This is a genomic window from Achromobacter sp. 1011791174, from assembly GCF_059760925.1.
Genome location: NZ_JCBANH010000178.1, coordinates 1 through 4,257 on the forward strand (window position 1 = coordinate 1; position 4,257 = coordinate 4,257).

The following is a 4,257-nucleotide window of genomic DNA, read 5'->3' on the forward strand; positions in this document are numbered from 1 at the left end:
GGGGCGGCGGCGGGCTTGGCGCTGTCGCCATTGCCGGTCAGCCAGCCGACCAGGCGCTTGAACAGGCCGCCCAGGCCGCCGGAGGCGGCAGGGGCGGGCGCGGCGGCGGCCGGCGCCGGGGCCGGCGGGGACACGGGCGCGGGTTGCGAGGGCGTGATGCCCTTGACCAGCGCTTCCGGGCGGCTCTTGATCTCGTGCTCGCGCGGCTGCCAGGCGGCATCCGTGGACGGAGCCTCGACCAGCTCGAAGCTGGTCTTCACTTCCTCGAGGCGCGGGTCGTCATGACGCAGGCGCTCGATGTGGTGATGCGGCGTTTCCAGATGCTTGTTGGGGATCAGCAGCAGGTTGACCTTCAGGCGCGCTTCCATCTTGGTGATGTCGGAGCGCTTTTCGTTCAGCAGATAGGTGGCCACGTCCACCGGCACCTGGGCGTGCACGGCGGCGGTGTTTTCCTTCATGGCCTCTTCCTGCAGCAGGCGCAGGACGTGCAGGGCGCTGGATTCCGCGTCGCGGATCACGCCGGTGCCGTTGCAGCGCGGGCAGGTGATGTGCGAGCCTTCGTTCAGGGCCGGACGCAGGCGCTGGCGCGACAGTTCCATCAGGCCGAAACGGGAGATCTTGCCCATCTGCACGCGGGCGCGGTCGAAATGCAGGGCATCACGCAGGCGCTGTTCGACGGCGCGCTGGTTCTTGCTGTCCTCCATGTCGATGAAGTCGATGACGATCAGGCCGCCCAGGTCGCGCAGGCGCAGCTGGCGGGCCACTTCGTCGGCTGCTTCCACGTTGGTGCGCAGCGCGGTTTCCTCGATGTCGGCGCCGCGGGTGGAACGGGCCGAGTTGACGTCCACGGACACCAGCGCCTCGGTGTGGTCGATGACCACGGCGCCGCCGGACGGCAGCTGCACGGTGCGGGAGTAGGCCGTTTCGATCTGGTGTTCGATCTGGAAGCGCGAGAACAGCGGGATGTCGTCACGGTAGCGCTTGACGCGCTGGACGTTGTCCGGCATCACCACGCTCATGAACGCGGTGGCCTGGTCGGCGATCTCGTCGGTGTCGATGAGGATTTCACCGATTTCCGGGGAGAAATAGTCGCGGATGGCGCGGATGACCAGGCTGGACTCGAGATAGATCAGGATGGGCGCGGAATTGTCGCGCGCCGCGCCGTCGATCGCCGTCCAGAGCTGCAGCAGGTAGGACAGGTCCCACTGGAGCTCTTCGACGTTGCGGCCGATGCCGGCGGTGCGGGCGATGATGCTCATGCCCTGGGGCAGCTCGAGCTGCTCCATCGTGTCGCGCAGTTCCTGGCGGTCCTCGCCCTCGACGCGGCGCGAAACGCCGCCGCCACGGGGGTTGTTGGGCATCAGGACCAGATAGCGGCCGGCCAGCGAGATGAACGTGGTCAGGGCGGCGCCCTTGTTGCCGCGCTCTTCCTTTTCAACCTGGACGATCAGTTCCTGGCCTTCGCGCAGGGCGTCCTGGATGCGCGCGCTGCGCACGTCCACGCCTTCCTTGAAGTAGCTGCGGGCCACTTCCTTGAAGGGCAGGAAGCCGTGACGGTCTTCGCCGTAGTTGACGAAGCAGGCTTCGAGGCCGGGTTCGATACGGGTGATGACACCTTTGTAGATGTTGCCTTTGCGTTGTTCGCGGCCGGCAGTCTCGATGTCGAGGTCGATGAGCTTCTGCCCATCAACGATAGCGACGCGCAATTCTTCCTGGTGCGTCGCATTGAACAGCATGCGCTTCATGAGAGGGGTTCTCCGTTGTCATGACGCGCCGATATCGGCGCGTGACCTCGGGTCACTCGGGCGCAGCGGCTGAAGCGGGCAAGAAGGATGCGGACCGTACCTGGGCGGCGCCCAGGCGTATCCGCCGCGGGTCAGGCGGGCACGTCGTGCCGTACGGCACGGGGTTCTGTCAGCAGGAGGGTCAGCTTCACTGAGTGTGGTTTGACGGAATGTGCTGTGAACGTCAGTTGCGGCAGGAATGGATGCCGACGCGCAACTGGTGCTTTAAATAGTAGATGCGACGATTCTTGCGATGCTTCAGGGCGCTTGCGGCAAGCAACGGACCTGCGGCGACAGCGGGCAAAAAGTGAATGCCACACCACTGTCCGGCAGGCCGCGGTTGCGCCGGCGACCAAGAGACCCAGGGGTTGAATCAGCAGGCAGTACAATGGCGGCCCGCGCGCTCGACGGAGTTGCGTACTTGTTGCATCTCTACGCCAGGCGGCTAGTTCAGCCCCTTAAGGCTGTCCCGATTATATGTCGCTTTCCGCAATGCGCAAAGAAACTTCCTCCCCTGCAAGCCCCCCCGCCGTCCGGATGGTCGAGGTCGACGCCGAACATGCCGGCCAACGCCTGGACAATTACCTGCTGCGGCTGTGCAAAGGCGTGCCCAAGACGCACATCTATAAGGCGATTCGCGGCGGCGAGGTGCGGGTAAACAAGGGCCGTATCCAGGCCGACTACCGGGTGGCCGAGGGCGACATCGTCCGCATTCCGCCCCTGAGGCTGCCCGATCCTGGCGCGCCCAAGCCCGTGCCGGCCGCCGAGTTCCCGGTGGTCTACGAGGATGACGCCATGCTGGTGGTCGACAAGCCCGCCGGCGTGGCGGTGCACGGCGGCAGCGGTGTGTCTTTTGGCGTGATCGAGCAGTTGCGCGCCGCCCGGCCGCAGGCGAAATTCCTGGAACTGGTCCACCGGCTGGATCGCGAAACGTCCGGCCTGCTCATGGTCGCCAAGAAGCGCAACGCGCTGCTGGCCCTGCACGCCATGCTGCGCGAGGGCAAGGGCGAGAAGCACTACCTGGCGCTGGTCGAAGGCGATTGGGTCAACGACCGCCAGCACATCAAGCTGAGCCTGTCCAAATGGACTACGCAGAGCGGCGAGCGCCGGGTCAAGGTGGATCCGGACGGCCAACGTGCGCATACTATCGTCAGCCTGAAGCAGCGTTTCGGCGGTTACAGCCTGGTGGACGCGGAGTTGCGCACGGGGCGTACTCACCAGATCCGGGTCCACCTGGCTTCCAGCGGGTTTCCCATCGTGGGCGACGACAAGTATGGCAACGACGAGGTCCGGGCGCAGTTTTCGCGTCAGGGGTTCGGGCGCATGTTTCTGCATGCGCATCGCCTGACGCTGGCGCATCCGCTGACGGGCGAAACCCTGACGCTGACGGCGGAGTTGCCCCCCGCATGCCTGAAGTTGTTGAAACAGTTGGAGTCTGTCTGATGTCTATGTATACGCTGGTGGTGTTCGATTGGGACGGCACCCTGATGGATTCCACTCACAGCATCGTGGCCGCCATTCAAGGCGCCTGTCGCGACCTGGAGCTGCCTGTGCCCTCGGCGTCCGATGCCAGCTGGGTCATAGGCCTGTCCCTGGAAAGCGCGCTGCGCCGCGCGGTGCCCGAGCTGACGCAGGCCATGGTGCCGCGCTTTCTCGAGCGCTATCGCACGCATTATCTGCTGCGGGATCCCGAGCTGCGCCTGTTCGACGGCGTGCCCGAGATGTTGGATGCGCTGGCCGGGCAAGGCATCCAGCTGGCCGTGGCGACCGGCAAGAGCCGTATCGGCCTGAACCGCGCGCTGGCCGCCACCGGGCTGGGGCCCAGGTTCGCGGCTACCCGGACCGCCGACGAGACCTTCAGCAAGCCGCATCCGGCCATGCTGCATGAGCTGATGCAGGAACTGGACGTGACGCCGGAGCAGGTCCTGATGGTGGGGGACACATCGCACGACCTGCAGATGGCCATCAATGCCGGCGTGCACGGCCTGGGCGTGACCTACGGCGCGCATACCCTGAAAGAACTTGAGGGCTGCTCGCCCCAGGCGGTGCTGGGCAGCGTGCCCCTGGTGCGCGAGTGGTTGCTTGACCGGGTGCGCGCCGCCGCCTGAGCGCGGGCCGACGCTCGCCGGCGACGTTTCCTTCAATCGGAATTCCCGTGATCCGGCCGAACCGTGTCATCGTGCTCCGGAACGTCTTGCTCCTGATCCGGTCTATCCGCCTGGTGTGACGCGCCGGGCGGGCGCAGGCTGAAGATCGGCGCATTTCGCCCGGAGCGGAATATCATGGGGCGCACAGTCGTCCATGGATTGCGCCGCGCGTTTTTCGCGGCCGCCGACTTCGGAGATCATGATGCTGATACGCAAGCCCGACGCCATCCAGTCGTCCGAGATCACGCCTGAGCGGGTCTGGCGCGCCAGGCGCGATCTGATCCTGGGGGCGGGCGTCGCCGCGGCGGGCCTGGGCCTGCCGGGGT

General features: G+C 66.1%; 3 protein-coding genes. 2 read left to right on the top strand and 1 reads right to left on the bottom strand.

Annotated elements, in window-relative coordinates; genetic code table 11:
* Positions 1-1,745 (bottom strand): Rne/Rng family ribonuclease (locus tag AC6LJ5_RS29960; protein WP_498142415.1); only part of this gene is annotated, 1,745 nt, incomplete at its 3' end.
* A gap of 516 nt (positions 1,746-2,261) precedes the next feature.
* Here AC6LJ5_RS29960 and AC6LJ5_RS29965 point away from each other — a divergent pair.
* A complete protein-coding gene (locus AC6LJ5_RS29965) occupies positions 2,262-3,227 on the top strand; it encodes an RluA family pseudouridine synthase (RefSeq protein ID WP_103273129.1) in 966 nt (321 codons plus the stop codon).
* Positions 3,227-3,892 carry an HAD family hydrolase gene (locus AC6LJ5_RS29970; RefSeq protein ID WP_199770992.1) on the top strand — a complete coding sequence of 222 codons (666 nt, stop codon included), beginning with the start codon at positions 3,227-3,229 and terminating at the stop codon, positions 3,890-3,892. Before AC6LJ5_RS29965 ends, AC6LJ5_RS29970 begins: the two co-directional genes overlap by 1 nt.
* Positions 3,893-4,257: the final 365 nt, after the last annotated feature.

Coding starts and splice junctions, on each gene's coding strand:
- AC6LJ5_RS29965 (WP_103273129.1), top strand. CDS start 2,262: ATGTCGCTTTCCGCAATGCGCAAAGAAACTTCCTCCCCTGCAAGCCCC.
- AC6LJ5_RS29970 (WP_199770992.1), top strand. CDS start 3,227: ATGTCTATGTATACGCTGGTGGTGTTCGATTGGGACGGCACCCTGATG.